Raw genomic sequence first — 2,446 nt, 5'->3', positions numbered from 1 at the left:
GCAGCCTGGATCGAGGGCGCCACCGAGCAGACCGCGACCTGGGACGTCAGCGCCGTGCTGTCCACGGTCGCCGACACGGCCGGCGAGGACCTGCTAGGGCAGATCCTGCTCCAGCTCCCCGCCGGCTACGACCTCCTCTTCGGCCGCCCCCAGCCCACCTGACCCCTACCTCGGTGCCACACACCCGCACCGCTCTACGAAAGGCATGAACTGCAGTGATCACCGACGTGCGCGTACCGGTTGAGCACCAGCAGCCGTACTCGACGGCGTATGAGCAGATGCTGGAGAAGGTCCGCTACGAAGGCGCCTACCCCACCCGCGAAAGAGCCGAGGAAGCCGTCCGCCTGGTTCTCGCGGGGCTGGGACGCCAGCTGACCGGCGACGAACGCGTCGACCTTGCCGCCTGCCTGCCCCTGGAAGCCGCACGTGTCCTGACCGCACAGATCCCCGACACCCAGCCGCTGACCGGCTGGGCCTTCGTCAAGGACCTCGCCGCCCGCTCCGGCACCTCCCTGGCCACCACCCGCTGGGACACCGGCTCCGTCTTCGCGGCCGTCGCCGCCCACGCCGGCCCTGACCTCATCAGCCGCATCCTCCACCAGCTCCCCACCGGCCACGCGCTGTTGTTCGGCCGCGCCGAACTCACCTCCGCCGCGTAAACGGCACCGGCACCCCGGGGCCGCAACAGGATCCCTCCGGCGGCCCTTGGCGAAGTCCCCGATCCGCGCGATCGGGGACTTCCGCCTTCGCTGTGCATGATGACCGTCTCGCGCGGTGTTTCTCATAAACGGCCCTTTGCACGAGCAACATCGATCACAGCCCGCGAAACCCGCGCCGCTCCCGGATTCGCTCTCAGAACCCGTTCTCACTCAAAAGCGGGGCGGACCCCCTTCTGACACTTGCATTGTACGAAAATTCCGGGCCCATGACGGACCCTCAGCAGCCCTCTCCGACCGACCGGTCGGACGCCGACGGCGTCGAAAAGTACGCCTGTCCGAAGTGTGACGCCCAGCCCGGTTACCCGTGCCGCTCGCGCGGCGGGGCGGTCGCCTCCGCCTACCACACCCGCCGCTTCACCATGGTGCCCCGGCTGAAGAAGGCACTGCGGGTGCCGACCCCGGCCGGCCGTGGCCCGGGTCGGCCGTGGCGGCCGGGCACCCCGCCGCCGGCGCCGATCGACCCGGACCTGCCGAGCGCGGACATCCGCATCGGATACGCGAGGTGCTCGACCCTCGGCCAGGAACTCGACTCCCAGCCCGACGCGCTCAGCAAGCACGGCATCCCGAGGGACGAGATCTTCAGCGAGAAGATCAGCACCCGGGTGCGGGTCCGCCCGCAGTTCGAGGCGGCGCTGCGCACGGCGCGGGAGATCAAGGCGCACACCCCGCACTGCCGGGTCATCTTCACCGTGTACGAGATGAAGCGCCTCGGCCGCGACGCCGCCGAGCTCACCGCGCTTGCCGATCACCTCACCGCCCACGGCCTGGTCCTGGAGATGCTCTCGGGGCCTCTGCCCGGCATCTACGACCCCACCGGCGCGGCGCCGCTGCTGTTCGCGTTCTTCGCGGCGATGGCGGAGACCGAGCGGGAGAACATCCGCGAGTCGACGCTGGAGGGGCTCGACACCGCGGCCTGCAAGGGCAAGCACGGCGGCCGGGCGCCAGTCATCACCGACGACATGCTGCACACCGTGCTCCGACGGTGGGCGAACGGCGAGTCCGTCGAGCAGATCCAGCCCGACCTGATCATCCCGACCGGCAAGCGCAAGGGCCGCAGCCCGTCTGTCGCCAGCGTCTACCGGGCACTCGCCGAGCACGCCAAGCGCGAGGCGTACCCCGAAGCGGTCGGTCGTGTCCCTCGTCGTGGTGTTGGGAATCAACTGGCAGGCGCGTTCGGGGTGTTGGGTAGTGCGGGGGCGCTTTCGGGGAGTTCGCGGTAGATCTCACCCATGCTGCCTTCGGGGAGGTAGCGGCGGGGGAAGGCGATCCATTCGTCGTGCATCTCCAAGAGCACGGCGGTGACCAGGCAGACCAGCGCGTCGTCGTTGGGGAAGACCTGGACGACGTCGATCCTGCGCTTGGTCCCCCGGTTCACCCGTTCCAGCGGGTTCGTGGACTGGATCTTCTTCCAGTGCCTGGGCGGCAAGTCCGCGAACGCGGTCAGATCCTCCTTCGCCTCCAACAGCATCGCTTTGACCTTCGGGAACTGGGCGCCGAGCATGTCGGCGACGGTGTCCAGCTGAGTGCGCACGAGGCCGGCGGTGGGCTGGGGGAAGATCGTGCGGATCGTCGCGGCAACCATTTCACCGGAATCCCGGTCGATCACGCTGAAGACATTGCGCAGGAAATGAAGCCGTAAGGATTCAACATGGTGTTTCGCTGTCTTCTGTGACGGATGCGAGTACCTCGGCGGTCGTAGCGAAGCGCCGTTCGGCAAGTGTCGGAAC

Annotated in this window: 3 protein-coding genes and 1 pseudogene; 3 read left to right on the top strand and 1 reads right to left on the bottom strand. The window is 68.6% G+C overall.

Annotated features, from left to right (window positions below; translation table 11 throughout):
* The 3 genes and pseudogenes from ADK64_RS44710 to ADK64_RS03945 form a co-directional block, all read left to right on the top strand.
* Positions 1-162, top strand: a pseudogene (locus ADK64_RS44710) (DUF2267 domain-containing protein); the annotation flags it as partial.
* A 53-nt stretch (positions 163-215) separates the two neighbouring features.
* Positions 216-659, top strand: a complete 444-nt coding sequence (locus tag ADK64_RS03950; protein WP_053654819.1) for a DUF2267 domain-containing protein — start codon at positions 216-218, stop codon at positions 657-659.
* Positions 660-925: 266 nt separating this feature from the next.
* Positions 926-1,939 carry a recombinase family protein gene (locus tag ADK64_RS03945; protein ID WP_234384452.1) on the top strand — a complete coding sequence of 338 codons (1,014 nt, stop codon included), beginning with the start codon at positions 926-928 and terminating at the stop codon, positions 1,937-1,939.
* On the opposite strand, the gene ADK64_RS03940 is transcribed toward ADK64_RS03945, so the two are convergent.
* A partial coding sequence (locus tag ADK64_RS03940; protein ID WP_324614359.1) for a transposase occupies positions 1,876-2,446 on the bottom strand: 571 nt, incomplete at its 5' end. The two genes, ADK64_RS03945 and ADK64_RS03940, sit on opposite strands and share 64 nt — an antisense overlap.

Origin of the sequence: Streptomyces sp. MMG1121, assembly GCF_001280015.1 — a bacterium.
Classification (GTDB): domain Bacteria; phylum Actinomycetota; class Actinomycetes; order Streptomycetales; family Streptomycetaceae; genus Streptomyces.
The sequence above is the reverse complement of the archived record's forward strand: the minus strand, read 5'-3'. Positions and strand labels throughout refer to the sequence as shown.

Excerpts from the sequence above, each read along its gene's own strand:
- ADK64_RS03945 (WP_234384452.1), top strand. The coding sequence starts at position 926 with ATGACGGACCCTCAGCAGCCCTCTCCGACCGACCGGTCGGACGCCGAC.